Genomic DNA, 23,756 nt, shown 5'->3' with positions numbered 1-23,756 from the left:
GGGGGTGAGCGGGAGGTACGCCGGCGCCCTGCGCCTCGTCGTCCCCCAGCAGCAACAGATCAGCGGTGGCCGGGTCGTCAACACCGAACTCCGCGACGCTCTCGCCCGCGCCGGCTGGGAGATCGACGAGCGGGAGCTCGCCGGCGCCTGGCCCTGGCCGACCGCGGAGCAGCGCGCGGCCGTTCGGACCGCACTGACCACGCCCGTGGGCGATCCGGCATCCACCGCACCGGCCTCCCCGGCCCCGCTCGTCCTCGTTGACGGCCTCATCGGGTCCGCCTGCCCGGCGGAGATCGAGGCCGCGAGCGCTGCCGGCGTCCGCGTCGCCGTCCTCGTCCATCTCCCGCTCCCCGCGGAGACCGGCCTCTCCCCCGAGCAGCAGGAGAGCCTCGCCGCGCTGGAGCGGCGGGCGCTCGACGCCGCCGCTGCCGTGCTCACCACCAGCCACTGGGCGGCCCAGGATCTCCGGCGGCGCTATGGCCTGCCGGCCGTTCGCGTCCTCACGCCCGGCGCCCGGCGGCAGCCGCTCGCCGACGGCAGCGAGCCGCCGCAACTCCTCCTGCTCGGTGCGCTCACTCCCGTCAAGAACCACGCCACTGCGCTAGCCGCGCTCGGTACCCTGACCGACCTGCCTTGGCGGGCGTTGGTCGTCGGCGCGGGGAGGGTGGCGGGGGTACGCGAGACTCTGCGCCCCTCCGCTCTTGCCGAGCGCGTCACCTTGACCGGCGAGCTCACGGGGAATGCGCTCGACGACGTCTGGCGCGGCACCGATCTGCTCCTGGTGCCGTCGTGGACCGAGACCTTCGGGCTCGTCGTGACAGAAGCCCTGGCGCGTGGCATCCCCGCGGTGGTGTCCCGTGGCACCGGCGCCGTCGAGGCGTTGAGCGGGCATCCGGCAGCGGCCTCCGGCGGGACCGTCGGGGCGCTCGGCAACTCGGATCCGGCGCCGGCCAGACCCGTCGGGGAGTCCGGCAGGTCCGAGCTCGCGGGCGCCGTCGCCGACCCCGGTGATCCATCGGAGTGGACGGCCACCCTGCGCGGTTGGCTGACCGACACCGCTCGGCGTGACCGTTGGCGGCACCGCGCCCTGCGGCGCCGCACCGAGCTGCGCACGTGGGCCGACACGGCGGACGACCTCGTCCGCGTTATGGAGGAACTGACATGACCGAGCCCCGGCCGGGCGCGTCGCTGAACGTCCCCGAGCAGCGCGACGAGAACCGCGCCGATCCGTCCTGGCTGAGCACCCGCCGGGCGGCCGACGTCAGGGCCCGGGAGCCTGCACGGTTGTTGGTCCGCCAACTCGGTCACTATCTGGCGCCCGGTCCCGCGCACGGGATCGACGTGGGCACGGGGACGGGTGCGAATCACCAGTACCTCACCACTCACCTCCCCGTGCCGACCCACTGGACCGTGCTCGATCACGATCGGGACCTGCTCGACCACCCCGCCCATGGCCGTGCGACCAGGCTGGCCGGACAGATCGCAGACCTGGCGGGGCTGATCCCGCAGGCCACCACCGGCGCGGCCTTCCTCACGTGTTCAGCGCTGCTGGACGTGCTCCGCGAGCACGATGTGCAACAGCTCGCGGATGTCGTGCTGGAGTTGGGGATCCCCGCGCTGTTCAGCCTCTCGGTCACCGGCGCGGTGGCGATCCATCCGCACGATCCGCTGGACGACCGCATCACCGACGCGTTCAACGCTCACCAGCGCCGCGACGGCCGGCTCGGCCCGGACGCCCCGCGCTTCCTCGCGAGCCGACTCCCCGAGGGCCGTCTCCGGCAGGTCCGGACACCGTGGCGCCTGAGCGCCGACGGGGCGCGGTCGGATGCGGGGTTGATGCGGCAGTACCTCCGCGAACGCGCCGCCGTCGCCCTCGAGCAGGATCCCGACCTCGCCGACGCGATCCTCGCCTGGCTCCCGAAGCGGCTCGCGGAGGTCGACGCGGGCAGGCTGGCCGTCACCGTCGACCACGTCGATCAGCTCATTGCGCCGCCGCGTTGAGCATCAGCTCGGTGCAGATGTCATCGCCCATCCGGAAGTGCCGCGCGGGCCCGCGCAGGGCGTCCCGCAGCGCATCGGACCCCTCGAACCGCAACCCCGGCACACCGTCGCCGATCAGCACCGGCGCGGTGGTCAGATAGAGCCGCTCGATCAGGCCGGCAAACACGAACGCCGACACCAGCCGTCCCCCACCCTCGACCAGCACCCGGCCCAGCCCCCGCGCCCCCAACACGGCAAGAACCTCCGCCGGGTCGACGGGACCGGCGTGCGGCAGGCGTACCACCTCAACACCCCGCCCCGGACCCTCCGCAACCTCGACCTCCGGCCCGACGAACCACAGGGTCGGTGCCGCACCGTCGGCGAACACGTGCGCATCGAGCGGCACGCGACCCTGCGGGTCGATGACCACGCGCACGGGGTTCGGCCCCTCGCAGTCGCGGACCGTGAGCCGGCAATCATCGGCGAGCACGGTGTTCGCGCCCACCACGACCGCGTCGACGAGCGCCCGCATGCGGTGCAACCGCAGCCGGTCCTCCGGCCCCGTGACGAACTCGGCGTCGCCGGTCCGCGAGGCGATGAACCCGTCGAGGCTCTGCCCCAACTGGGCGATCACGAGCCGGGGGCCGGCGGTGACGAGGGGTCCGTACAACTCCACCAACTCGTTCCCCGGCAACATCGGCACCTCACCGCGCACCAGGTTCGCCCACACGTCGACCGGTTGGTCGTGACTCATCCGCTCGCGCTTGGTGGCGAGATAGCGGGCGTTCTCGGGGCGGTCGGCGATGGGTACGCTGACCCGCTCCAGCACGTCCACGCCCAGCAGCCGCAACGCCGTCTCCTTGGCAGGGTTGTTGGTCAACAGCCGCACGCTGGTGATGCCGAGATCGCGCAGAATCTGGGCGGATTGCTCATAGGTGCGCGCGTCACCCGGGTGGCCCAATTCCAGGTTCGCGTCGAGCGTGTCGCGGCCGAGATCCTGGAGGGCGTACGCACGCAGCTTCTCCACCAGGCCGATCCCCCGCCCCTCGTGGCCGCGGACATAGATCAGCAGCCCGCGACCGACCCGCGCGATCGTCGCGAGCGCGGCTTCCAACTGTTCGCCGCAGTCACACCGATATGACCCCAGCGCATCCCCCGTCAAGCACTCCGAGTGCACCCGCACCAACACGGGGTCCGTGTTCGGTCCGGCGGTCGACCTGCCGCCGTTCTTCCGGGTCGTCCCGGTGCCCGGCGTCACGTCGAGGCCCATGCTGAGGGCGAGATGCGCGGTGCCGAGTTCGTCCTCGAACGACACCAGGTCGAACACCCCGTGCCCGGTGGGGAGTCGCGTCTGGGCAACCCGCCGCACACCGACCACGGCTCGCCTCGATGTCGACAAATCCCTAGGAGTCATGATCGATTATCCCCCGGTCCGGAGCCCGCGACACAGCGGGTGGCCTTTGCCGGGCGGTCGGCTCAGCCGGTGAACGGCGGAGCGTGCAGCAGATCGGCCAGCTGATCGAGCACGGTCACGGCTCCTGCGGCGCGCAGTTCCGCGGCGCGATCGTGGGTCGCCGTCTCCCCCGTGATCCCGATGGCCCGCACGCCCGCCGCGTTCGCGGCCTGCATGTCGCTGATGGTGTCTCCGAGCATCGCGGTATCGGCGCACCCCGCCCCGTGGCCGGCCATCGCGGCCAGCAGCAGGTCCGGTCGCGGTTTGAGTTCCGCGATTCGACCTGGCCGGCGGGCCTGGACCGTGACGCCGGACTCGCGCCCGTCGTGGAGCCCGGCGCCAGCGAGAACCCGGCGTACCGCCTCCTCCGCATTGTTGCTCACCACCGCCAACCGGCCGCCGTGCGCGAGCCAGGTGTGGAGGGTGCGGATGGCGTGGGGGTACGCAGCCCGCACCCCGGCCGCGGCCACCTCCACCTCCGTGGCGAGGGCCTCGGCCTCAGCGGCGAGCTCGGGGTGACGGGCATGGATCTCGCGCAGCACCTGGACGTGGTCCGCGGCAGCCGCGGACCAGGCCACCCCGGTGCGCTCGGAACACCACCCCGCCAGTCGCCGCGCGAGCAGCAGGTGCTCGGGATCGGGCAGCAGGCGGACGAGCGGACCGTCGAAGTCGACCAGAAGCAGGCGGGCGCCATCGAGCGCAGCGTGCCAACGGACGCCGTCGAGCGCAGCGTGCCAACGGATGCCGTCGTGCCGAGCCATGTGACTCCTCTCCGCGCCTCGCGCAGGGGCGGCAGTGGCTAGTCCCCCTCGCCCAGCTTGCCCGCCAGGCGGTCGTAGCGCGAAGTGCTGTCCGGGTTCATCCCGACGATGGTGACGTGCTTGCCACGCGCCCGGTACTTCCGACTCACCGCATCCAACGCGGCCACCGTCGACGCGTCCCACAGGTGCGCGCGGCTCATGTCGATGACGATGTTCTTCGGGTCGCCCGAATAGTCGAACTGATAGACGAGATCGTTGGACGAGGCGAAGAACAACTCGCCCTCGACGGCATAGACCCGTTCGTCGTCGGCGTCGGAGGCGTCGAGCCGGGTGACGCTCGTGAAGTGGGCGACACGGCGCACGAACAGCAGCGCCGCGACCACCACGCCCACCAGAACGCCATAGGCCAGGTTGCCGGTCGCCACGGTGACGATCACCGTGCCTGCCATCACTGCTGTCTCGCTCAGTGGCATCCGACGCAGGGTGCGCGGGTCGACCGAGTGCCAGTCCATCGTGCCGATCGACACCATGATCATGACGGCGACGAGGGCGGCCATCGGGATGAGCCCGACGATGTCCCCGAGGCCGACGACCAGGATGAGCAGGAAGATGCCGGCAAGGAAGGTGGAGATCCGGGTGCGCGCGCCGGAGACCTTCACGTTGATCATCGTCTGACCGATCATCGCGCAGCCACCCATGCCGCCGAAGAAGCCGGTGACCACGTTGGCCACGCCCTGGCCCCAGGTCTCGCGGGTCTTGTTGGAGTGGGTGTCGGTCACGTCGTCCACGAGCTTCGCGGTCAGCAGCGACTCGATGATGCCGACAAGGGCCATCGCGAACGCGTACGGGCCGATCAGCCGCAACGTCTCCCACGTCCAGGGGACGTTCGGGATGAGCAGGCTGGGCAGGCTGTCGGGCAGGTCCCCTTGGTCTCCGACGGTGGGTACGCGGACGCCGGCCACGACCACCACGATCGTGAGGACCACGATGGTGACGAGGGGCGCGGGCACCACCTGGGTCAGCCGCGGCAGGGCGACCAGCAGGATGATGCCGGCCACGGTCAGCGGATAGACCAGCCACGGCACCTCGACGAGGTGCGGGATCTGGGCCAGGAAGATGAGGATCGCGAGCGCGTTGACGAAACCGACCATCACCTGGCGGGGGATGAAGCGCATGAGCTTCGCAACCCCGATGACGCCCAGGACGATCTGCAGCAGCCCCGCGAGGATCACGGTCGCGATCAGATAATCGACGCCGTGCTCCCGGGCAATCGGTGCCACGACGAGAGCGACCGCGCCGGTCGCGGCCGAGATCATCGCCGGCCGACCACCGACGATCGCGATCGTCACCGCCATCGTGACCGAGGCGAACAGCCCGAGCCGCGGGTCGACCCCGGCGATGATCGAGAACGAAATCGCCTCGGGAATCAGCGCGAGGGCGACGACCAGTCCGGCGAGGGCCTCGGTCTTCAGCCGGCGCGGCGACCGCAGGGCGTGCCGGACGCCGTGGGCCTCGTCGGCCTCCGGCGCGCCGGGGGACGGCACCGGTGTCGGCGCGGGATCGTTGGGTGCCGGCACCCTGGGTTCGGTCACAACGCTCCTGGGCTCGGGCGGGGCCGACTCGTGGGCGGCCGGAGGACAAGGGCTTCGAGGTTAGGCCTACCCACCCCGTGCCCAGCCCGCGTCCGCCATGCGGCCCCGGGATCCCTCGTCCTGGAGTGCGTGCGCGTCCTCGCGATCTGACCCGCTCCACGGGTCAAAGTCGGAGCGCCCGGCCCCCTCCAGATAGAAGGGCTCGCGTCCTCGCGATCTGACCCGCGCCACGGGTCAAAGTCGGAGCGCCCGACCCCCTCCAGATAGACGGGCCCGCGTCCTCGCGATCTGACCCGCCCCACGGGTCAAAGTGGGAGGCGCCCGAACCCCACAGCCAGAGAGGACTCAGAGGAGCCCGCGGTCATAGGCCACCCGCACCGCGGCCGCACGATCATTCACGCCGAGTTTGTCGAACACTCGCGACAGATGGGTCTTGAACGTGGTCTCGCTGATGAACAGTCGCCCCGCGGCGTCGCGGTTGGTGCCGCCGGCGGCGACCTCGCGCAGCACGTCCCTTTCCCGCGGGGTGAGCGGCACCTCCGGGTCCTGGACCGCGGGCACCGCCATCACCCGGAGCACCTCGGGGCTCACAACCGGTCGGCCGGCTGCTAAGTGCCGCACCGCAGCCACGAGTTCGGTGCGTGGCGTGTCCTTCAGGAGATAACCGTCAGCGCCGGCCGCGAGGGCGTGGCGGATGTCGCTGTCGGTGTCGTACGTGGTCAGCACCAGGATCCGCGGCGTCTCCCTGGAGATCTCCCGCAAAGCATGGATCGCCTCGACGCCATCGCCGTCCGGCATCCGGAGATCCATGAGCACGACGTCGGGCAACTCCCGAGCGACCACCGCCACGGCCTCGCGGCCGCCGCTCGCCTCGGCGACCACCGTGATGTCATCCTGCCGCTCGAGGATCGCGACGATCCCGTCCCGCACGATCGGATGGTCGTCGGCGATCACTACGCGGATCATGCCCACCTCCCGGGGAGTCGTGCAGTGACGAGGGTGCCCTCAACCGACCGCAGCTCGAGCTCCCCATCGGCTGCGCGGACTCGCTCCATCATCCCGGCGATCCCGCGCCCGGTGCGCGGGGCATCGACATCGAAGCCGATCCCATCGTCGTTGATTTCGACAGTGAGAGTCGTGAGGGCGTACGCCAGCCTGACGGTCACCGACTTCGCCTCCGCGTGCCGCGCCACGTTCGCCAGTGATTCCTGCACGATGCGCAGTGCGACGCCGTCGTTGCCGCTCGGCCGGATCTGCCCGGTCACGGTCAGGCGTGCGCTCGATCCCGTGGCCCCCTCCCACGCAGCGAGCACGCGCTGCAGGGCGGCAGGCAGGTCATCGGAGTCGAGGCGCGGCGACGCGAGGGCCCGCACCGACCGGCGGGCTTCGGCGAGCGCGTCGCGGGCGAGGGTGTCGACCTGGCCGAGCCGCCGACGGAGGTCGTCGATAGCGGGATCCCCGCCGACGGCGACGGCCGCGGGGCCGCGTACGCCGTCCACCGCATCCGTTGCCGCGCCGAGCTGCGCGATGATCCCGACGAGATCCTGCGCGATGGTGTCGTGAATCTCGCGGGCCAGCCTGCTGCGCTCCTCGTTCATGCCGGCGTCCCGGGCCTGCTCGATGAGCTGTGCCTGCAACTCGTCGTTGTGAGCGATGGCCCTCCGCAGCTCGGCGTTAGCCACTTCGACCGCCTCAGCCTGTCGCTGCCGCTGGCGGTCGAACGCGGCCATCAGGCCCGCGATCACGAGATTCACCAGCACGAACAGTCCCCAGATGGCGGGGGTGAAGATCGGGGATCGCACGCCGCCCGTCTGGGCCACCGCGACCACGGCAGCCACCGCGACCATGCCGACCACGCTCGTGCGGCCGGTGAACTGTCGCGTGGCGTCGGGATACCCGAGGAACGCGTACAGCCCGAACGCCGGATTCAGCACGACCAAGCCGGCGGTCAGCACGAGGCCGACCCAGAAGGCTGCTCGGGCTCGCCGCGTGCGATCGGCCGCCCGCCTGCTCCATACCCGCACGACCGCCACCGCAACAGTGAGGAGGACGAACCACGGGATGTTCGCGGCCGGGAACAGGTCCGGCGAAAGGGCGACGAGGATAAAGGCGGCGGTGAGCGAGACAGCGAGCATGGCCAACGGGGCCACGATGTTCCCCCGAGCCCGTGCCGTCTCCACTCCCCCATGCTCGCGCATCGACGGCGGTTCGGTGGCCACGAGCGTCACTCCCACCGGAAGGTGCGCACCGCGACCACCGTGCCCAGCACCGCCCACGCGAGGCACACCGCGACCGCCTGCCACGAGATCGGCGCCCCGACCATCGCATCGGTCATGAGGGTGGCGGCCGCGCCGCCGGGGAGAAGATCACTGAGGGTCAGCAGCCAGTCCGGGAACTGCGCCCGTGGGAACCACATGCCGGCGACGAACCACATGACCGCGGCCACGACGTTGCCGATCCCGGCGGCCGCCTTCGGATTGGGGATGATCGCGCACAGCATGAGCCCGAGCGCCAGGAACGGGAGCAGCGCAACGATCACGGCGGCGGCGAAGCTCAGGGGCCGCTGGATCGCGGGAGCCCCGAACAGCCGTGGCCCGGCGGCGATGACGACGGACACGATGCTGCTGAGGACGGCCGTGACGATGACGTATGCGGCCAGGAGAGCCGCCGGCGACGTCGGCGTCGTCCGGAGCCGCCGGAGGAACCCCAGTTCTCGATAGCTGCCCAGCATCTGCGGCAGCACGACGAGCGCGGCCATGGTCATGGCGAAGAGGATGAGCGTGGGGGTGTACGCCGCGGAGACGCTCAGCCCACCCATCACGTCGACCGGGCGGCGGGCGGCCGGGATCGCCGCGATGATCAGGGCCGCGAGCACCGGCAGGAAGACGGGGATCACCCCGCCCGGCGTACGGGCGAAGAGACGGGCTTCGTTGCGGAGAAGGGCCGCGGTGGCGTTCATCGGTGCTCCTGGGTGATGCGGTGCTCTTGGGTGATGCGGTGCTCTTGGGTGATGCGGCGCTCTTGGGTGATGCGGCGCTCTTGGGTGATGCGGCGCTCTTGGGTGATGCGGAGATAGGCATCGTCGAGAGTGGGTTGGGTCACGCGCAGCCGGTGGGGCCGAATGCCTTCCTTGAGGAGCGCGGACAGAATCGTCTGCGGGCTGTCCGCATCACCGTCGACGACGAGACGCCCCTCGACCAGGCGTGCGGTGTGCACACCGGGCAGCGCGCGCAGCAGCGCGAGCAGGCGCTCGACAGCCTGCGAATCGTTCGGTTGGTTCGGATGGTTCGGATCGGCCGGGGCATCCGGGGCGGCCGGGGCGGCCTCGAACGAGGTCTGCTGCTGGACCGTGGTGGCGGCGAGCTCGCTCGGATTGCCCTCGGCAACCACCAGCCCGTCGTCGATGATCACGACACGGTCGCAGAGGAACTGGGCCTCCTCCATCGAATGGGTGACGAGCAGCATCGTGGTGCCGGCGGCCTTGAGGTCGCGCAGGTACTCCCAGATCTCGCGCCGGGCGGCCGGGTCTAAGCCGGTGGTGAGTTCGTCGAGAATCGCGATGCGCGGCCGACCGACGAGCGCGAGCGCGACGGACAGGCGCTGCTGCTGGCCACCGGAGAGTTTCTCGAATCGGGTGGCAGCCTGCGCGGTCAGGCCGAATCGATCGAGCAGTTCGTTGGTCGGCACCGGGTCGGGATAGAAGCTGCCGAACAGCTCGAGCGCCTCCGCGGTGGTGATTTTCGCGGGCAGGCGGCACTGCTGGAGCTGCATGCCGAGCAGCTCACGGAAACCCGGTGGTTCGGTCGCCGGGTCGACGCCGGCCACAGTGATGGTGCCCCCGTCACGGGTGCGGAGGCCGCCGATGCACTCGACCGCGGTGGTCTTGCCGGCGCCGTTGGGTCCGAGGATGCCGACGATCTCCCCGGCATCCACGGTCAGGTCGATGCCGCGGAGGACTTGCTTGGTGGCGTATGCCTTGGTGAGCCCGGAAACCTCGATCAACCTCATGCATCCAGGCTCGCGGAAACAGCGGCCCGCAGGATCGGACGATCAGGCCGAGCCGGCCTCATCCGATCGGATGAGGCCGCGCCCGGCACCGACGGAACGGCATGATCTCGACGTTCTTCATCATGCTCTCGAAAGAGTCTTGGCGGTGACCCGATGCCAGCGGCCGACTGATGTACTCACTCGACCGATCCCGTCGATGCTCAGGAGTTCTGCGTTGCTCGGATCGGGGGGGGTACTCGCGCAACGTGCAACTACCCGGCCAAGGTCACCGCGAATGGGTGGCGTTCGACCTTGTCGGTCACTGCAGATCCGGTGAGGTTGACCGGATAGTTGCATATCCTCCGGATATCGGCGTCTCCCGGCGCGGGTACAGCGCAAACCCCGGACAACTCCCGGTGAGGCCAGACGCGCCTCGGCAACCACGCGGGACGTGATTGTCGCCGACTTTGCCCACCGCCAATGACTTTGCACCCGGCCCTTTCGGGTGCAGAGTCATTGGCGGTGCGCATAGTCGACGGGCTGGCCGGACTCCCCGGCGATCGTCGGAATTTTGGGCAGTCGGGCCGGGACCGCCGAGATCGACTCACTGCCGTCCAGGCTGTGAAGAAACTCCAGGTTCAGCTCGCAGATCGGGCATTCGCCTCGCCCTGGTGACGGATGATCTGCGCAGCCGACTCGCCCCCAGGCAAGGTTCATCGAGCGTGTCGGGGAGGAGTTCAACTTCCCGGAGCTGCCGACGGCTCTGCGGTTACCGGTCGCGTCACAAACCGCATTCTCAGCGGGGTTCATCGAAATGATCTCCTCGAACCCCGCTGAGAATGCGGTTTGTGACCGAGCACCCGACATCAGCGCAGTCGCCGCTCCGGCCGAGGCCACCTTGTCTCGGGCAACCACGTCAGATCCGCTGCAGACGTCTCCAACGCATCGGTAACGAAGTCCAGCGCCAGCGTGGCGACCGGGTGCGACGGATGCGTTGCCTCCCACGCCGATGTCGCGATCATGGCGGCGCGCGCTTGCTGCGGTCTGCGGACCACGTGCGCTGGCGGCGTTCCAGGAGTTCGCCGCCAGCCGTGATCACTCGGCAGCCGGCGCCGCCCCGTCCTGCTGGGCCGCGATCTCCCGGCGCACCATGTCCATGTCGAGGCCCTTGACGCCTTGGATGACCTGCTCCAGCGCGGGAGCGGGCAGGGCACCGGCCTGGCGGAAAACCATGATCCCGTCGCGGAACGCCATCAGGGTCGGGATCGACTGGATCTGGAGCCCGACCGCCAACTCAGGCTGGGCCTCGGTGTCGATCTTGGCGAAGACGACATCGTCGTGCTGCGCGGCGGCCGCGTCATAGACCGGCGCGAACTGGCGGCACGGGCCGCACCAAGCGGCCCAGGCGTCAACGAGGACGATCGGCTTCTCTGCGTCCTTGATCGTGCTCTCGAAGGTCTCGATGGTGATATCAACGGTGGACATAAGTCTCCCTGCTTGTCTGTGTGTCGGCCCCGGGTCAGCTCCGGGATCCGTTCGGCCGTGCGCGCTCGAACGAGGAACGCGGCCCCTTTCAGTGTGCCGGAGCGTGCTCGGCGCTCCATGCGTTGTAGCCCCCGAGCAGATCCGAAACATCCGAGAAACCACGGCTCCGGAGGAAGCTCGCGCCCACGGCCGACCGCCATCCGCCGGCGCAGTAGAGCACGACCGGCTTGTCCGACTCGAGCTCGGATGCCCGGGCCGGCAACTGCGGCAGCGGGATGTGCCGGGCGCCGTCGATCATTCCCTCGGCGACCTCGCCGGGGTTGCGGATGTCGATCAGCTGCACGTCCTCCTGGACTCGCTCGAGCTGGTCGAGGCGCAGCCGGCTGGCCGGCTCGACCTGATCCTGGTGGCGGACGAGATAGTCCTCCGGCTCGGGGATATAGCCGATGACGTTGTCATAGCCGATGCGGGCAAGCCGGGTCGCGACCTCCTGCTCGCCTCCCCGGGGCGCCATGATCACGATGCGCTGCTCGGGGGTGAACACCATGCCCGCGGTCTCCGCCATCCGCCCGTCGGCCGGGACGCTGACCGAGCCACGCAGATAACCGGCCGCATACTCATCTCCCGCCCGCGCGTCATGCACCACCGCGCCCGCACCGAGGGCGTCGGCGACCTCCTCGTCGGACAGCGCCGGCACGGTCGCATCGACGTCGCGGAGCTCGCGTTCCTGCTTGTTGAGGGTGGCGTTGAACAGGAAATATCCGGGAGCGGTCGGCTGCCCCTCGGTCACGACCTCGAGGAACTGCTCCTCGGTCATCGGCTGGCAGGCGTAGTTGAAGCGTCGCTGCTCGCCGATCGTCGACTGCTTCTCCGTCGACAGGTTCTTGCCGCAGGCAGACCCGGCTCCGTGGGCCGGGAACACCCGGACCTCGTCCTTCAGGCCCATCAGCTTGGTCTGGACCGAGTGATAGAGCTGCTTGCCGAGCTCCTCGGCGGTCGTTCCGACGGATGCGAGCAGGTCCGGACGGCCGACATCACCGATGAACAGCGCGTCTCCGGTGAGCACGCCATAGGGCACCTCGTCATCGGCCTTTTCGAACACGAGCACGCTGATCGACTCGGGGGTGTGCCCCGGTGTCTCCATGATCTCCAGGCGGACTCCGCCGAGATCGATCGCGTCGCCGTCGGCAAGCGGCCGGAACTCGAACTCCGGGTTCGCCGCACGGCCGTATCCGATCCACGCGCCGGTCTCCTTGGCCAACTCGAGATGGCCCGACAGGAAGTCGGCATGGAAGTGCGTATTGATCACCCCGACAATCTTCAGCCCCTTGTCGTTCGCATCGTCGAGGTATTCCGCAATGTCACGGCGTGGGTCGACAACCACGGCCCGGCCGGTCGATTCGTCGCCAACCAGATAGGAGGCCTGGGAGAGGCAATCCAAGTAGTACTGCGTGAAGATCATGGCCCTGTCCTTCGTGCTCGGTGGTCCTTCGCCTGGAAGAACTATACCCCATGGGGTATTATTCCCCCAGGGGCATACGAGGAGGAGCCGTGTCGGCGAAGGTACGCAAGGTCCGCACAGGTGGGGATTCACCGCAGCGACAGCGCAGGCGGCCGGCAGGGGGCCCGCAATGAGCCTCCTGTTCGTGGCCCCACTCGCGACCGTGGTCGGCCTGAGCCTCGGCGCCCTCGGCGGCGGGGGCGCGATTCTGATGGTGCCGATCCTCGTGTACTTGCTGAACCAGCCACCTTCCGCCGCCACCACCGGGTCACTCGTGATCGTCGGGTTGTCGTCCCTCGCAGGGATCGCGAGTCATTGGAAGTCGGGGAACGTACGCCTCAAGGACGGCCTGGTCTTCGGCGCCGCCGGAGTCATGGGCTCCCTCATCGGCTCCCGCCTGTCCGTGCTGACGCAACCCGAGATCCTGATGACCGCCTTTGCGGTGCTCATGCTGGTCGTGGCCATCCTGATGTTCCGCAAGTCCCGGCGTCCCGCCGCCGGTGCGGGAAAGCCCGCTGCGGGCAGTGCGACATCGCCGCCCATTGCGGACAGTGCGACATCGCCGCGATCCACGGGCCGACCGGCCGATCGGGCGGCCTTCACCAAGAAGCTCGCCATCTTCATCGTCACGGCGACCGGGGTCGGGCTGCTGACCGGCTTCTTCGGCGTCGGCGGTGGGTTCGCGGTCGTGCCGGCGCTGGTGCTTGCCCTCGGGTTCTCCATGCCGACCGCCGTGGCCACGTCACTGGTCGTGATCGTGATCAACAGCGCGACGGCCCTCGCCGGGCGCGCGGCCACGGGGCTCGAGATCGACTGGGTCGTGATCGGTGTCTTCAGCGTGCTTGCTGCGATCGGCAGCGTCATCGGCAGCCGCATCGGTCAGCGTGTCGCGCCCCAGCACCTCAGCCTCGCGTTCTCGGCGATGATGGTGCTCGTGGCCTGCTATGTGCTCGCGATGAACGTGCCGCTCCTGTTCGCCTGAGGACGTGCCGCTTGTTCGCCTGAGGACGTGCCGCTTGTTCGCCTGAGGACGTGCCGCTTGTTCGCCTGAGCCACCCTCGGGCTGACGTGTGTGGGCGCTTGTGTTCTGACCCGCCCCACGGGTCAGAACGCGAGGACTCGCCTACCAACTGCTGGTGCTGGTGCCTCCGCCGCCACCGCCGGAGCTGAAACCCCTGCTGGAGAACGCCGACCGTCCGCCCGTTCCCGACGACGACCCACTGCGCCGGCCCGCTGCGGCCGCTGCGGCCCGGACTGCCTGCTCGGACCGGGAGAGCTCGCGATCCATAATGAGCGTCATGGACCCCAGCGCCCGGACGGGCTGGTCGGTCCAGGCGGTGCGCAACGGCGGGATCGCCCCCTGGGCTGCGAGCTGCTGGCAGGTGGCTGTCCACTTGTCCACGATGTCGAACAGCACCGCCCACGGCAGATAGCGCGAATAGATGTCCTCGCCGGCCTCGAAGCGGAGTTGGTGGGCTTCGGCGGTGGTGAGATAGGTCCGAAAGCCCACGACCTGGTCCAGCAACGCGGTGCCGTCAGCTGACGTCGGGATCCGACCCGTGCGCCGGCGCCACAGCGAGGTCGCCACGGCGGCTGCGACGATCCCGAAGAGCAGCAGGCCATTCACCCACCCGCCGAGGATCGGCATGAGCGCCCACCGGAGCCCGATCAGCAGCACGACCAGCACACCGAAGGCCAGCCAGGCCCTCCCCCAGCGCTTGCGACGCAGCTGGTTGACCTCCTCCGGCGAACGGAGCAGTCCTCGCGGAGCCTGCGGTGTCGGCTGATGCTGTCGCACGGCGGCGGTCATGGCCACCAGGTCCGCCGGCGTGGTCCCGGACAGACCGGCAGGAAGCGGCGTCATCCCGCCGCCCGCGCCGCGCACGAACCGCTTCACGACCGGATCGAACCACGTCGACCACTGCGGCGGCAGCTGCTGATTGCGCCCCGCCCAGAGGGTGAACGGCTTCATCTGAATCCGCACGACCCCGCGCACAGCGGCATCGACGATCTCCGCGGTGGTGTGCCGATCGTGATAGGCACCGTCCAGAAGGCGCCCGGCGGTCGCCAAATCTGTCTCCGGCGGCTCGAACCGCACGGGCACCTGGAGTTTCTCGTCGACCTCCACCGCGCCGCCGCGGTTGAGCACCCCGGGCGGCACGCCGGCGTACCTCAAATTCGCAAACGCCTGCCGCCTCGACAGCACGACCCCACCCGTGATCAGCGCGCCCATCAGCCCTACCGTCGTGAGAAAGCTCGCCCCCATCCGTCGGGCCTCGCGGCGGTCGATGCTCTCGCCGAGCACCGGCTGCGGGTTGCCGACGGCTGCGACCGGCACCGTGACGACAACCTGTTGGCGGTCCGGGTCGAGTTCGGCGGCCACATCCCGTGGGAGGCGGAAGACGCCCGTCCCATCGACAACCTCCGCTGCCGGGATGTCGCACTGCTCCCGGGTGCCGCCGATCTCGCAGCCGAGGCTGGCGAGCGTGCCGGCAGACCGGTATTCCGCCGTCACCTCCGTGAACCGGGCCGCCCTCTCGAGCACCAGCGGCCACCGGAACTGCAACTGCTGCGCGTTGTCCTGGTCGGCGCGGAACGCGTTGCGAACCTCGTAGTCGAGCGTGAGCGTCGTGACTCCTTCCGCCGACAGAGTGCCCGGATCGGGAGCAGCGGTGACGAGCAATGCCTGCGTGCTTCTCCCCTCCCCCCGCACCCGCTCCCGCGTCGCGATCCGCGCACCGGTCTCGTCCGTCACGACGATCCGGTCGACCTCGAACAGTTGGTCCGCGGTGTCGCTGAACGGGCGGCGGGTCGGGATGGCATAGGTGACCTCGCCGCCCGTGGCCGGGAATCGATAGCGAGTCGCCTGCCGGACCGTGACGACACCGTCCGGTCGGAGGGTGGTCGTGGCGGCGACCGCGAGGGTACGCGGAGTGTCGATCGACTGCAGTTCCAGGTGCGGGTGCGCATTGGCCACCCGGGCCGGATCCACCTTCGCGGCGATGGTGAGCTGCTCACCGGGTGCGAGATTGCTGCCGCCATAGCGCGCCGTGCCCTGCTCGATCGCGGTTGTGCACTCGGTGGAACCGGCGGCACAGCGGGTTTCGGCGACGCCGCCGGGGGCGCTGACCTCCACGGAATAGCGCTCCACCAGCGGATAGTCGGTCGTCACGTCGCGATAGAGCTCCGCATAGTCATCGTGGGTCTCGAGCCCGCCGGACATGTCATAGGTGATCACATAACTCGCGGTGCGTGTCGACAGCGGCTTGTCCGCGTCACCGACGCGCAGCGAGATCTCCTCGGTGTCTCCCTTGGTCTGGACGGTCTGTTCGAACGTGTCCGGCGCGCCGGAGGGGCTGTCGACCGCGACGTTGCGGATGTCATAGCGGGCGTTGTGGAGGCCGTCCCCGAACGGCTCCTTTGCGATGATCGCGAACAGGATCCCCCGCCGCCCGGTTTCACCGAAGCGATAGTCGAGCCGGTAGGTGACGCCGACCGACCCGTCGGGGCGAATCTCGTACCGCACGCCCAAGTTGGTGATCACGTCCTCCGCCGCGGCGTGCGCGGGGACGACGGCAATCGGCAGGCCGAAGCCCACCAGCAGCAGGAGCGCCACGAGGGTGGCGTGCAGGACCGTTCGACGCACCTTCAGAGCGTGGCACGCATCGGGCTCAGCGGAGGCTCCGCCAGTTGCGGAGACCGCGGAACCTGAACCCCTGCGAATGCGAAAAACCCCGCTCCGACCTAGGCCGGAGCGGGGTTTTCGGTTTGTGCGCGAGAGAGGACTTGAACCTCCACGCCCCAAGGGGCACTGGCACCTGAAGCCAGCGCGTCTGCCAATTCCGCCACTCGCGCTCGCCGGACTCTCGCCCGGCAACCAGAGGACCCTAACACCCCCGTTGGCCGGGCGCCAAATCGGTTTCTGGTGCTCGGCTGCCGGTCCCAACTCGCACCTGTGCCACATCGGCGCATGCCGGTCAGCCCCACACGGGGGTTCACCCCGCCAGAGCCCAACCGAGCCAGAAGGCGCCGATGCCGGCGACGAGGGTGCCGACGACATAAACGAGCACGCCGACCCAGGCGCGGCGGGTCAACAGGAGCCAGGTGTCATAGGAGAAGGTCGAGAACGTTGTCAGCGCCCCGCAGACTCCGGTCCCGAGCAACGCCATCACCCACACCGTGTCAGAGCCGGACTCGAGGCCGCTCCCACCCCCAACCCCCGCAGCGCCAACGTCACCAACAGCAGCGACATACCGCGCAACGAGCCCCAGCAGCAGGGCCCCGACCACGTTCACCGCTACGGTCCCGCCGGGCCAGCGGTCGCCGAGGAGCCGTCGCACCTCGCCGTCAACCACGAACCGCAGCGACGCCCCGACCGCGCCACCGAGGGCCACGAGAACAACTGTCAGCATCACGCGCCCCGCTCACACAGAATGCGTCGGGCGGCGATCATCCCGAGCGCCACGGCGAGAACACCGGCGAGCACCGAGCCGACCGCGTACGCCACCGCCAGTCCCGCCCGCCCCGCGACGAGGAGGTGGTGCACCTCGAGCGCATACGCGGAGAAGGTCGTGTATCCCCCACACACGCCCACACCCCAAAAGGGCCGGGCGAAGCGGGACAGGGGGCGCACCTCCAACACCAGCACCATCACCACCCCCAACGCGAACGATCCCGTGACGTTGACGAGGAACGTGCCCCAGGGCCAGCCCGCGTACCCCCAGAAGACGCAACCAACACCCCACCGCGCCAGACTGCCCAGCGCGCCCCCGAGGGCGACCGCGGCGAGCACGGACCACGAGGGCCGGGCGGGCACGCTGGTCATCGGGGCTCTTTTCGACGGGCGGGCGGGTTCGACAGGAGGGTACGCGGCAGTCGCCCCGTCCCCTTGCACAGCCGCGATTGCCGCGGCCCTGGCGCACGGGACGCTGAACCTGAGTAAGGCCTTAGGCGGCTCGCCGGAGTTCAAAACGGGACTGTGGCTGTTGTCCCCCGACAATAGGATTTAGGGTGGCGAACCGGGGCCCAGTGAACTGGTGCGCCTCCCCGAGCAGAGCAGAGGTGGGTTTAGTGGGGTTCCTGGACCGTCTGGAGAAGGCGATCGAGAGCGTCGTCAGCGGCGTTTTCGCGCGCGCCTTCAAAGGCGACGTGGAGCCGATGGAGATCGCTGCGCGCCTTCAGAAGGAGCTCGACGCCGAGGCCAAGTTGCTCTCCCGCGACCGCAAGCTCGCGCCGAACGAGTTCTTCATCAACCTGTCGGAGCACGATTACAACGCGCTGGAGCCCTATGGGCGCAAGACCACCGACCTGATCGTCCCCGAGTTGCGGTCGCACGCCCAGAACATGGGCTATATCTTCAACGGGCCGCTGGAGATCCATTACGAGTTGGTGCCGGAGCTGCCGACGGGAAAGTTCACCGTCGAGTCCCGCGCAGTGGCTGGGGTGGACCGCGACGAGCTGGACAGTCGCGTGGCCTCCCGCCGGGCCCGCATGGTGATCGAGGTGAACGGGGTGCGGCATCCGCTCGTGCCCCCGGGCATCGTCATCGGCCGCGGCACCGAGGCGGACCTGCGGATCCACGATCCCGGGGTGTCCCGCAAGCACGCGCAGATCAAGGTGACGGGGCTCGGCTTCGACCTGGAATACGAGATCATCGACCTCGGCGCCCGCAACGGCATGACGGTCGATGGCCGCAAGGTCAAGCATGCGGTGCTCGCCGACGGCAGCCGGATCGAGATCGGGTCCACCAAGATGTTGGTGCATGCCCCCGCGGGGCGCTGATCGCCTGATGTCCGCCATCGCCGTCACCCTGCTCAAGGTCCTGTTCCTCGCGTTGCTGTGGGCCTTCGTGTTGTCGTGCGCGGGCATCATCAAGACAGACCTCTTCGGCCGGACCGTGCCGGCGTCCGAGCTGCCGCACGAGCTCGAGAAGCCACGGAAGAAGAAGCGCCTCCAGCGACGCAAGAAAGGCCAGGCCAGACGGCTGGCGATCATCGCGGGCGAACAGCAGGGCATATCGGCGGACCTGAATGAGGTGCCGATCCGCATCGGCCGCAGTGCGGACGCCCAGATCATCCTCGACGACGACTACGTGTCCACCCGGCACGCACAGGTGCTGCAGGACGACGCGGGTGGGTGGTATATCGAGGATCTCGGCTCCACCAACGGCACCTATGTCAACGGGCAGCGCATCACGATGCCGACGACCATCACCCTGGCGGACACGGTCCGGATCGGGCGCACCCAACTGAAGCTGGAACCCTGACCCATGACCCTGCAGCTCCGTTATGCGGCGCACTCCGAGATCGGCCTGGTTCGCAAGAACAACCAGGACTCGGGGTATGCCTCGCCCCGCCTCCTCGTCGTCGCCGACGGCATGGGCGGCGCGGCAGCCGGTGATCTCGCCTCGGCGGTGGCAATCCAGCAGTTGCGCCGCGCGGACCGGGGCGCCGACGTCGAGCTCGCGCGCGGTGAGGAGATGTTGGAGCTGCTGGCGGGCGCGCTGCACAACGCCAACGAGAAGATCGCCGATCTCGTCGCCGACGATCACCTGCTCGAGGGCATGGGCACGACGGTCAGCGCCGCGCTGTTCGACGGCGCGCAGCTGGGGCTCGTCCACATCGGCGACTCGCGGGCGTACCTTCAGCGCGACGACGAAATCATCCGCCTCACGCACGACCACTCCTGGGTTCAGTCGCTGGTCGACGATGGGAAGCTGACCGTCGAGGAGGCGGCGTACCATCCGCACCGCTCCCTCCTGCTCAAGGTGCTCAACGGGCAGCCACAGGCCGACCCGGACACCGCGCTGATCGATCTCGCCGCCGGTGACCGGCTGCTGCTGTGTTCCGATGGGCTGTGCGGGCTGGTCGAGGACGACGAGTTGTTGAGCGCGCTCACGGGGTCCACCGATCTCCAGGACGTCCTGGACGTCCTCATCGACGCCGCCCACCGCGAGGGCGGGGTCGACAACATCACGATCATCCTGGCCGACGTGGTCGAGGAGCCCGCGCCCGCTGGCGCCGCCGAAGAGGACGCGGAGGGCTCGCCCGACGAGGACACCGCCGACCGCAGCGAGACAGAAACCCCGACCGCGGTCATCCACTTCCAGGAGGACCCGAAGATCGTCGGGGCAGCGCTGGAACGTTCGGTGCCGATGGTCCCGCCCCGTGAGGACGACGAACCCACCATCCGACGCGACCGCGCCGAGCTGGCGTCCCACGCGGCCGCGACCGAGCCGGTCGAGGAGCCGGTTGCCGCGGTTGAGGAGGCGGATGAGGAGGAGATTCGGTACGCCCCTCGCCTGCGTCCCAGACGCCGGGGCGCGCTCCGTGTCGTCATCGCGCTCGTGCTCATCGGTGCCTTGTTGGGGGCGGGCCTGGGGGCCGGTTATGCGTGGTCGCGGACGCAGTATTACGTGGGACCCGCAGCCGAGAACGTCGCCATCCATCGTGGACTCGCACAGAACGTGCTCGGCGTGCACCTTTCCGAGGTTTATGAAGTGCAGGACATCAAACTCGCGGATCTGCCTCGGGTTTATCGCGACCGGGTGATCCGGACCATCCCCCTGCACTCGCTCGAGCAGGCGCGCGAGACGACGAATCAGCTCAAGGCCGAGGCCGACCGCTGCATCGCCCGACGACAGGCCCGCGCCGAGGCGGCGGCCACTCCCGCGCCGCAGCCGCCCGGCGAACCTGCACCCGGCGAACCTGCACCGCCCGGCGAACCTGCACCCGGCGAACCTGCACCGGGTGAACCTGCACCGCCCGGTGAGGCACCGACACTGCAGGCACCCGCCACCCCGACCGACCCCACGACCTTGGGCCCGGACGAGGATTGCTGATGGCCGAGACCGACCAGAACGTGGTCATCGTCTATCGCAAGCGACGCAACGTCGAGCTCGCGATGGTGGTGTTCGCCGCTGCCATCGGGGTCTCGTCCTATCTGCTCGTCGAGCAGAACCTGTTCGGGGAGCTCCCGGCGAACTGGTTGCTCGTCGCCGGCCTCTGGCTGGGCATCGGTCTGGCCGCCCACGCGGCGGTCCGCTGGCGGGCGCCCTATGCGGACCCGCTGATCCTGCCCGCGGTCCTGACGCTCAACGGCGTGGGGCTGGCGATGATCCACCGGATCGACAAGATCCCCGACCCGGTGCGGACCGACGCCAGCAGTCAGCTGATGTGGACGGTGCTCGGGGTCATCCTGTTCTCCCTCGTGCTCATCGTCGTGCGTGACCATCGGCCGCTGCAGGGCTACACCTATACGCTTTTCGTGTTCGGTCTGATCCTGATGTTGCTGCCGGCGCTGCCGTTCATCGGCCAAGAGGTCTATGGCGCCCGGATCTGGATCTCGATCGGACCGTTCTCGTTCCAGCCGGCCGAGGTCGCGAAGCTGGCGTTGACGGTGGCCTTCGCGTCCTACATGGTCGAAAAACGCGAGGCGCTGGCGATCGCCGGCCGCCGGATTGCCGGCATCGACCTGCCACGTCCGCGGGATCTCGGCCCGATCCTCATGATGTGGGGCGCGAGCGTTTTGGTGCTGGTGTTCCAGACCGACCTGGGCACCTCGCTGCTGTTCTTCGGGCTGTTCGTGATGATGCTCTATGTCGCGACCGAGCGGCCCAGTTGGCCGATCCTGGGGACCGTGATGTTCGCGGGGCTCGCGTACGTCGGTTATCTCACCTTCGGCCACGTCCAACGCCGGGTGAACGCCTGGCTCGACCCGTTCTCCGACATCGACCGCAACGGGCAGATCATCAATGCCCAGTTCGGGTTCGCCTGGGGCGGCCTGCTCGGGCGTGGCTGGGGCGAGGGCCGCCCCGGGCTCACCACGTTCGCCAAGTCGGACTTCATCGCCGCCGCGATCGGTGAGGAACTCGGCACGGTGGGGCTGATGGCGATCATCATGATCTATGCCTTCATCGTGGCCCGCGGACTGCGGACCGCCCTGGCGTCCAAGGATCCATTCGGCAAACTCCTCGCCAGCGGACTGAGCTTCGTCTTCGCGCTGCAGGTGTTCCTGATCATCGGCGGCGTGACCCGCCTGCTGCCATTGACCGGCCTGACCACCCCGTTCATGTCGCAGGGCGGATCGTCGCTGATAGCGAACTGGGTGCTGATGGGCTTGTTGATGATCATTTCCCACCAAGCCCGCAAACCGGTGGCGCAGGTCGCCGAGGACAGCGGCGGGCTCGCGAACGAGGCGACCCAGGTGATCCGGGGAGTCGGCCGATGAACAAGCCCATCCGTCGCGTCGCGATCCTCGCGCTGATCATGTTCGGTCTGCTGCTGGGCAATCAGACCTACACGATCGTCATGCGCCAGGACTCCCTCAACAACCAGCCGACGAACCGGCGAACCCGCGACGAGGAGTTCGCCCAGGACCGCGGCCCGATCATGGTCGGGCAGACCGAGATCGCCCAGACCGTGTCGGCCGACGACCAGTTCAAGTTCCAGCGGACCTATCCCGAGGGCCGGCTGTACGCACAGATCACCGGCTACTACTCCTATGACCAGGGCCGCGCCGGGCTGGAGGCCAGCTACAACCGCGAAATGGCCGGCACCGCCGACTCCCAGTTCGTGAACCGGTTCATCGATTCCTTGACCGGCCAGGTGCCCACCGGCGCGTCGATCGAGACCACGATCAATGCACGCGCCCAGCGCGCCGCGTTCGAGGGCCTGGGGAATCGCAAGGGCGGCGTCGTCGCCATCGATCCCCGGACCGGGGCGATCCTGGCGCTCGCCAGCACCCCCAGCTACGACCCCAACCAGATCGCGAATCACGACCTGACCGCGGCTCGGCAGACGTACATCGAGCTCAACGAGGACTCCGACCGGCCCATGGCCAACCGGGCGGCGCGAGAGATCTATCCGCCCGGCTCGGTGTTCAAACTGGTCACCGCCGCGGCCGCGCTCGAAAACGGGATGACACCCGAGACGCTCGTCGAGTCACCGACCCAGCTGCGGCTCCCCCAGACCAACACGGACCTGGGCAACCAGGTCGACTGCGGCGGCGATCGCATCACCATCGGCCAAGCCCTGAAGGTTTCGTGCAACACAGCCTTCGCCAACATCGCGCTGACGCTCGGCGACGACGTGATGCGCGCCGAGGCGGAAAAGTTCGGCTTCGGCTCGCGGCCCCTGCCGGAGCTGAACGCCGTGGCGAGCCGCTATCCGGACAATCCCGACCGACCGTCGACAGCCCTCACCGGCATCGGCCAGCACGATGTCGCCACGACACCGCTGCAGATGGCAATGGTGACCGCGGCCATCGCCAACGAGGGCCAGCTCTTCGAACCCCACCTGGTGGCTCGCGTCCGGTCGGCCAACCTGAACGTCCTCTCGACGACCCGGCCCCGCCTGCAGTCGCAGCCGATGCAGCGGCAGAACGCCCGCGCGCTCGCGCAGATGATGGTCGGCGTCGTGGAGGACGGCACGGGCACCAACGCCCGCATCTCGGGCCACACGGTCGGCGGCAAGACCGGCACCGCCCAGTCAGCGCCCGACCGTCCGCCCTATGCCTGGTTCACCAGCTATGCGCTGGACAAGTCCGGGCAGCCGGTCGTGGCCGTCGCCGTCTTCGTGGAGGACGCCGACGTGCCCCGCAGTGAGGTCGGGGGCAACCGTGTGGCCGCCCCGATCGCCCGAGCTGTGATGGAGGCGGTGTTGTGAGCGGACGAAACACTGATTCTGAGAAACTCCTCAGCCATTGGACGATGGATGACGCCGGCCGGACGTGCCAGCGAACTGCGAACAGACTGCGAGGTGGCGAGTGATGGACCAGCACGAGGACCGGCCCGAGCGCCGCGCCCCGGGCTCAGCCGACGGCCCGCCCACGACGCCACGGCGCGCCATGTCGCGCGACGAGGACGCGGTCGACGCGACGAGCGTGCGCCCGCAGGAGGAGCCACCGCTCTATCCGGGCCCCCCGCCCCACGACCCCGACGACGACCACGCGACCCGGGTGAACGAGAAGGTGCCGGCCGAGGACGACGAGCCGGGCCG

The 23,756-nt window shown here is 69.2% G+C and carries 20 protein-coding genes and 1 tRNA gene; 8 read left to right on the top strand and 13 right to left on the bottom strand.

The window, feature by feature from the left end; genetic code table 11:
* The first annotated feature begins 4 nt into the window (after positions 1-4).
* Entirely contained in the window at positions 5-1,165 is a 1,161-nt protein-coding gene (locus ACQ260_RS15640; protein WP_432560396.1) for a glycosyltransferase family 4 protein, read from the top strand.
* The gene (locus tag ACQ260_RS15635) at positions 1,162-2,001 is read left to right on the top strand and encodes a hypothetical protein (RefSeq protein ID WP_432560395.1); all 840 of its coding nucleotides are present in this window, start codon (positions 1,162-1,164) and stop codon (positions 1,999-2,001) included. The genes ACQ260_RS15640 and ACQ260_RS15635 overlap by 4 nt, the downstream gene beginning before the upstream one ends.
* Here the strand turns inward: ACQ260_RS15635 and ribA are convergent.
* The 9 genes from ribA to ACQ260_RS15590 all read right to left on the bottom strand — a co-directional run bounded on the left by ribA (position 1,982) and on the right by ACQ260_RS15590 (position 12,720).
* The gene (gene ribA, locus ACQ260_RS15630; RefSeq protein ID WP_432560394.1) at positions 1,982-3,394 is read right to left on the bottom strand and encodes a GTP cyclohydrolase II; all 1,413 of its coding nucleotides are present in this window, start codon (positions 3,392-3,394) and stop codon (positions 1,982-1,984) included. The two genes, ACQ260_RS15635 and ribA, sit on opposite strands and share 20 nt — an antisense overlap.
* Before the next feature lie 62 nt (positions 3,395-3,456).
* Positions 3,457-4,194, bottom strand: coding sequence for an HAD family hydrolase (locus ACQ260_RS15625; RefSeq protein ID WP_432560393.1), 738 nt, complete (start codon positions 4,192-4,194; stop codon positions 3,457-3,459).
* A gap of 38 nt (positions 4,195-4,232) precedes the next feature.
* Entirely contained in the window at positions 4,233-5,786 is a 1,554-nt protein-coding gene (locus ACQ260_RS15620) for a SulP family inorganic anion transporter (RefSeq protein WP_432560392.1), read from the bottom strand.
* A 345-nt stretch (positions 5,787-6,131) separates the two neighbouring features.
* Complete coding sequence (locus ACQ260_RS15615) at positions 6,132-6,752, bottom strand: response regulator (RefSeq protein WP_432560391.1); 621 nt, start codon at positions 6,750-6,752, stop codon at positions 6,132-6,134.
* Positions 6,749-8,005, bottom strand: a complete 1,257-nt coding sequence (locus tag ACQ260_RS15610) for a sensor histidine kinase (protein ID WP_432560390.1) — start codon at positions 8,003-8,005, stop codon at positions 6,749-6,751. The genes ACQ260_RS15615 and ACQ260_RS15610 overlap by 4 nt, the downstream gene beginning before the upstream one ends.
* A gap of 5 nt (positions 8,006-8,010) precedes the next feature.
* The gene (locus ACQ260_RS15605) at positions 8,011-8,745 is read right to left on the bottom strand and encodes an ABC transporter permease (protein WP_432560389.1); all 735 of its coding nucleotides are present in this window, start codon (positions 8,743-8,745) and stop codon (positions 8,011-8,013) included.
* A complete protein-coding gene (locus tag ACQ260_RS15600; protein ID WP_432560388.1) occupies positions 8,742-9,794 on the bottom strand; it encodes an ABC transporter ATP-binding protein in 1,053 nt (350 codons plus the stop codon). The genes ACQ260_RS15605 and ACQ260_RS15600 overlap by 4 nt, the downstream gene beginning before the upstream one ends.
* A 1,074-nt stretch (positions 9,795-10,868) precedes the next feature.
* Entirely contained in the window at positions 10,869-11,258 is a 390-nt protein-coding gene (locus ACQ260_RS15595; RefSeq protein WP_432560387.1) for a thioredoxin family protein, read from the bottom strand.
* Positions 11,259-11,346: 88 nt separating this feature from the next.
* Positions 11,347-12,720 carry a rhodanese-like domain-containing protein gene (locus ACQ260_RS15590; RefSeq protein ID WP_432560386.1) on the bottom strand — a complete coding sequence of 458 codons (1,374 nt, stop codon included), beginning with the start codon at positions 12,718-12,720 and terminating at the stop codon, positions 11,347-11,349.
* 169 nt (positions 12,721-12,889) lie between these two features.
* Here ACQ260_RS15590 and ACQ260_RS15585 point away from each other — a divergent pair, with 169 nt between their 5' ends.
* Positions 12,890-13,741, top strand: a complete 852-nt coding sequence (locus tag ACQ260_RS15585) for a sulfite exporter TauE/SafE family protein (RefSeq protein WP_432560385.1) — start codon at positions 12,890-12,892, stop codon at positions 13,739-13,741.
* Positions 13,742-13,882: 141 nt separating this feature from the next.
* Here the strand turns inward: ACQ260_RS15585 and ACQ260_RS15580 are convergent, their stop codons facing one another.
* From ACQ260_RS15580 to crcB, 4 genes are all read right to left on the bottom strand, one after another.
* Entirely contained in the window at positions 13,883-16,405 is a 2,523-nt protein-coding gene (locus tag ACQ260_RS15580; RefSeq protein ID WP_432560384.1) for a DUF2207 domain-containing protein, read from the bottom strand.
* Between the two features lie 125 nt (positions 16,406-16,530).
* Positions 16,531-16,614: transfer RNA gene (locus tag ACQ260_RS15575), tRNA-Leu, on the bottom strand.
* A 140-nt stretch (positions 16,615-16,754) separates the two neighbouring features.
* A complete protein-coding gene (locus ACQ260_RS15570; protein ID WP_432560383.1) occupies positions 16,755-17,171 on the bottom strand; it encodes a fluoride efflux transporter FluC in 417 nt (138 codons plus the stop codon).
* A complete protein-coding gene (crcB, locus tag ACQ260_RS15565) occupies positions 17,171-17,584 on the bottom strand; it encodes a fluoride efflux transporter CrcB (RefSeq protein WP_432560382.1) in 414 nt (137 codons plus the stop codon). The genes ACQ260_RS15570 and crcB overlap by 1 nt, the downstream gene beginning before the upstream one ends.
* A 245-nt stretch (positions 17,585-17,829) precedes the next feature.
* On the opposite strand from crcB, the gene ACQ260_RS15560 reads away from it, so the two are divergent.
* From ACQ260_RS15560 to ACQ260_RS15540, 5 genes are read left to right on the top strand one after another with little or no spacing between them, the layout of a single operon-like run.
* Positions 17,830-18,540: an FHA domain-containing protein gene (locus tag ACQ260_RS15560; protein ID WP_432560381.1), complete on the top strand. Its 711-nt coding sequence runs from the start codon at positions 17,830-17,832 to the stop codon at positions 18,538-18,540.
* Complete coding sequence (locus ACQ260_RS15555; protein WP_432560380.1) at positions 18,521-19,024, top strand: FHA domain-containing protein FhaB/FipA; 504 nt, start codon at positions 18,521-18,523, stop codon at positions 19,022-19,024. Before ACQ260_RS15560 ends, ACQ260_RS15555 begins: the two co-directional genes overlap by 20 nt.
* A 3-nt stretch (positions 19,025-19,027) precedes the next feature.
* Positions 19,028-20,599: a PP2C family protein-serine/threonine phosphatase gene (locus ACQ260_RS15550; protein WP_432560379.1), complete on the top strand. Its 1,572-nt coding sequence runs from the start codon at positions 19,028-19,030 to the stop codon at positions 20,597-20,599.
* Positions 20,599-21,987: an FtsW/RodA/SpoVE family cell cycle protein gene (locus tag ACQ260_RS15545; protein WP_432560378.1), complete on the top strand. Its 1,389-nt coding sequence runs from the start codon at positions 20,599-20,601 to the stop codon at positions 21,985-21,987. The genes ACQ260_RS15550 and ACQ260_RS15545 overlap by 1 nt, the downstream gene beginning before the upstream one ends.
* The gene (locus ACQ260_RS15540; protein WP_432560377.1) at positions 21,984-23,423 is read left to right on the top strand and encodes a peptidoglycan D,D-transpeptidase FtsI family protein; all 1,440 of its coding nucleotides are present in this window, start codon (positions 21,984-21,986) and stop codon (positions 23,421-23,423) included. The genes ACQ260_RS15545 and ACQ260_RS15540 overlap by 4 nt, the downstream gene beginning before the upstream one ends.
* Positions 23,424-23,756 lie beyond the last annotated feature (333 nt).

Origin of the sequence: Ammonicoccus luteus (genome assembly GCF_050880385.1) — a bacterium.
Classification (GTDB): Bacteria; Actinomycetota; Actinomycetes; order Propionibacteriales; family Propionibacteriaceae; genus Enemella.
Note: the sequence above shows the minus strand (reverse complement) of the source record. Positions and strands in the feature narration are given on the sequence as shown.

What these genes read in the sequence shown, in the direction of transcription:
- ACQ260_RS15585 (WP_432560385.1), top strand. Translation starts at nt 12,890, where the DNA reads ATGAGCCTCCTGTTCGTGGCCCCACTCGCGACCGTGGTCGGCCTGAGC.
- ACQ260_RS15555 (WP_432560380.1), top strand. Translation starts at nt 18,521, where the DNA reads ATGCCCCCGCGGGGCGCTGATCGCCTGATGTCCGCCATCGCCGTCACC.
- ACQ260_RS15570 (WP_432560383.1), bottom strand. Translation starts at nt 17,171, where the DNA reads ATGCTGACAGTTGTTCTCGTGGCCCTCGGTGGCGCGGTCGGGGCGTCG.
- ACQ260_RS15600 (WP_432560388.1), bottom strand. Translation starts at nt 9,794, where the DNA reads ATGAGGTTGATCGAGGTTTCCGGGCTCACCAAGGCATACGCCACCAAG.
- ACQ260_RS15605 (WP_432560389.1), bottom strand. Translation starts at nt 8,745, where the DNA reads ATGAACGCCACCGCGGCCCTTCTCCGCAACGAAGCCCGTCTCTTCGCC.
- ACQ260_RS15615 (WP_432560391.1), bottom strand. Translation starts at nt 6,752, where the DNA reads ATGATCCGCGTAGTGATCGCCGACGACCATCCGATCGTGCGGGACGGG.
- ACQ260_RS15625 (WP_432560393.1), bottom strand. Translation starts at nt 4,194, where the DNA reads ATGGCTCGGCACGACGGCATCCGTTGGCACGCTGCGCTCGACGGCGTC.
- crcB (WP_432560382.1), bottom strand. Translation starts at nt 17,584, where the DNA reads ATGACCAGCGTGCCCGCCCGGCCCTCGTGGTCCGTGCTCGCCGCGGTC.
- ACQ260_RS15595 (WP_432560387.1), bottom strand. Translation starts at nt 11,258, where the DNA reads ATGTCCACCGTTGATATCACCATCGAGACCTTCGAGAGCACGATCAAG.
- ACQ260_RS15635 (WP_432560395.1), top strand. Translation starts at nt 1,162, where the DNA reads ATGACCGAGCCCCGGCCGGGCGCGTCGCTGAACGTCCCCGAGCAGCGC.
- ACQ260_RS15545 (WP_432560378.1), top strand. Translation starts at nt 20,599, where the DNA reads ATGGCCGAGACCGACCAGAACGTGGTCATCGTCTATCGCAAGCGACGC.
- ribA (WP_432560394.1), bottom strand. Translation starts at nt 3,394, where the DNA reads ATGACTCCTAGGGATTTGTCGACATCGAGGCGAGCCGTGGTCGGTGTG.
- ACQ260_RS15550 (WP_432560379.1), top strand. Translation starts at nt 19,028, where the DNA reads ATGACCCTGCAGCTCCGTTATGCGGCGCACTCCGAGATCGGCCTGGTT.
- ACQ260_RS15590 (WP_432560386.1), bottom strand. Translation starts at nt 12,720, where the DNA reads ATGATCTTCACGCAGTACTACTTGGATTGCCTCTCCCAGGCCTCCTAT.
- ACQ260_RS15540 (WP_432560377.1), top strand. Translation starts at nt 21,984, where the DNA reads ATGAACAAGCCCATCCGTCGCGTCGCGATCCTCGCGCTGATCATGTTC.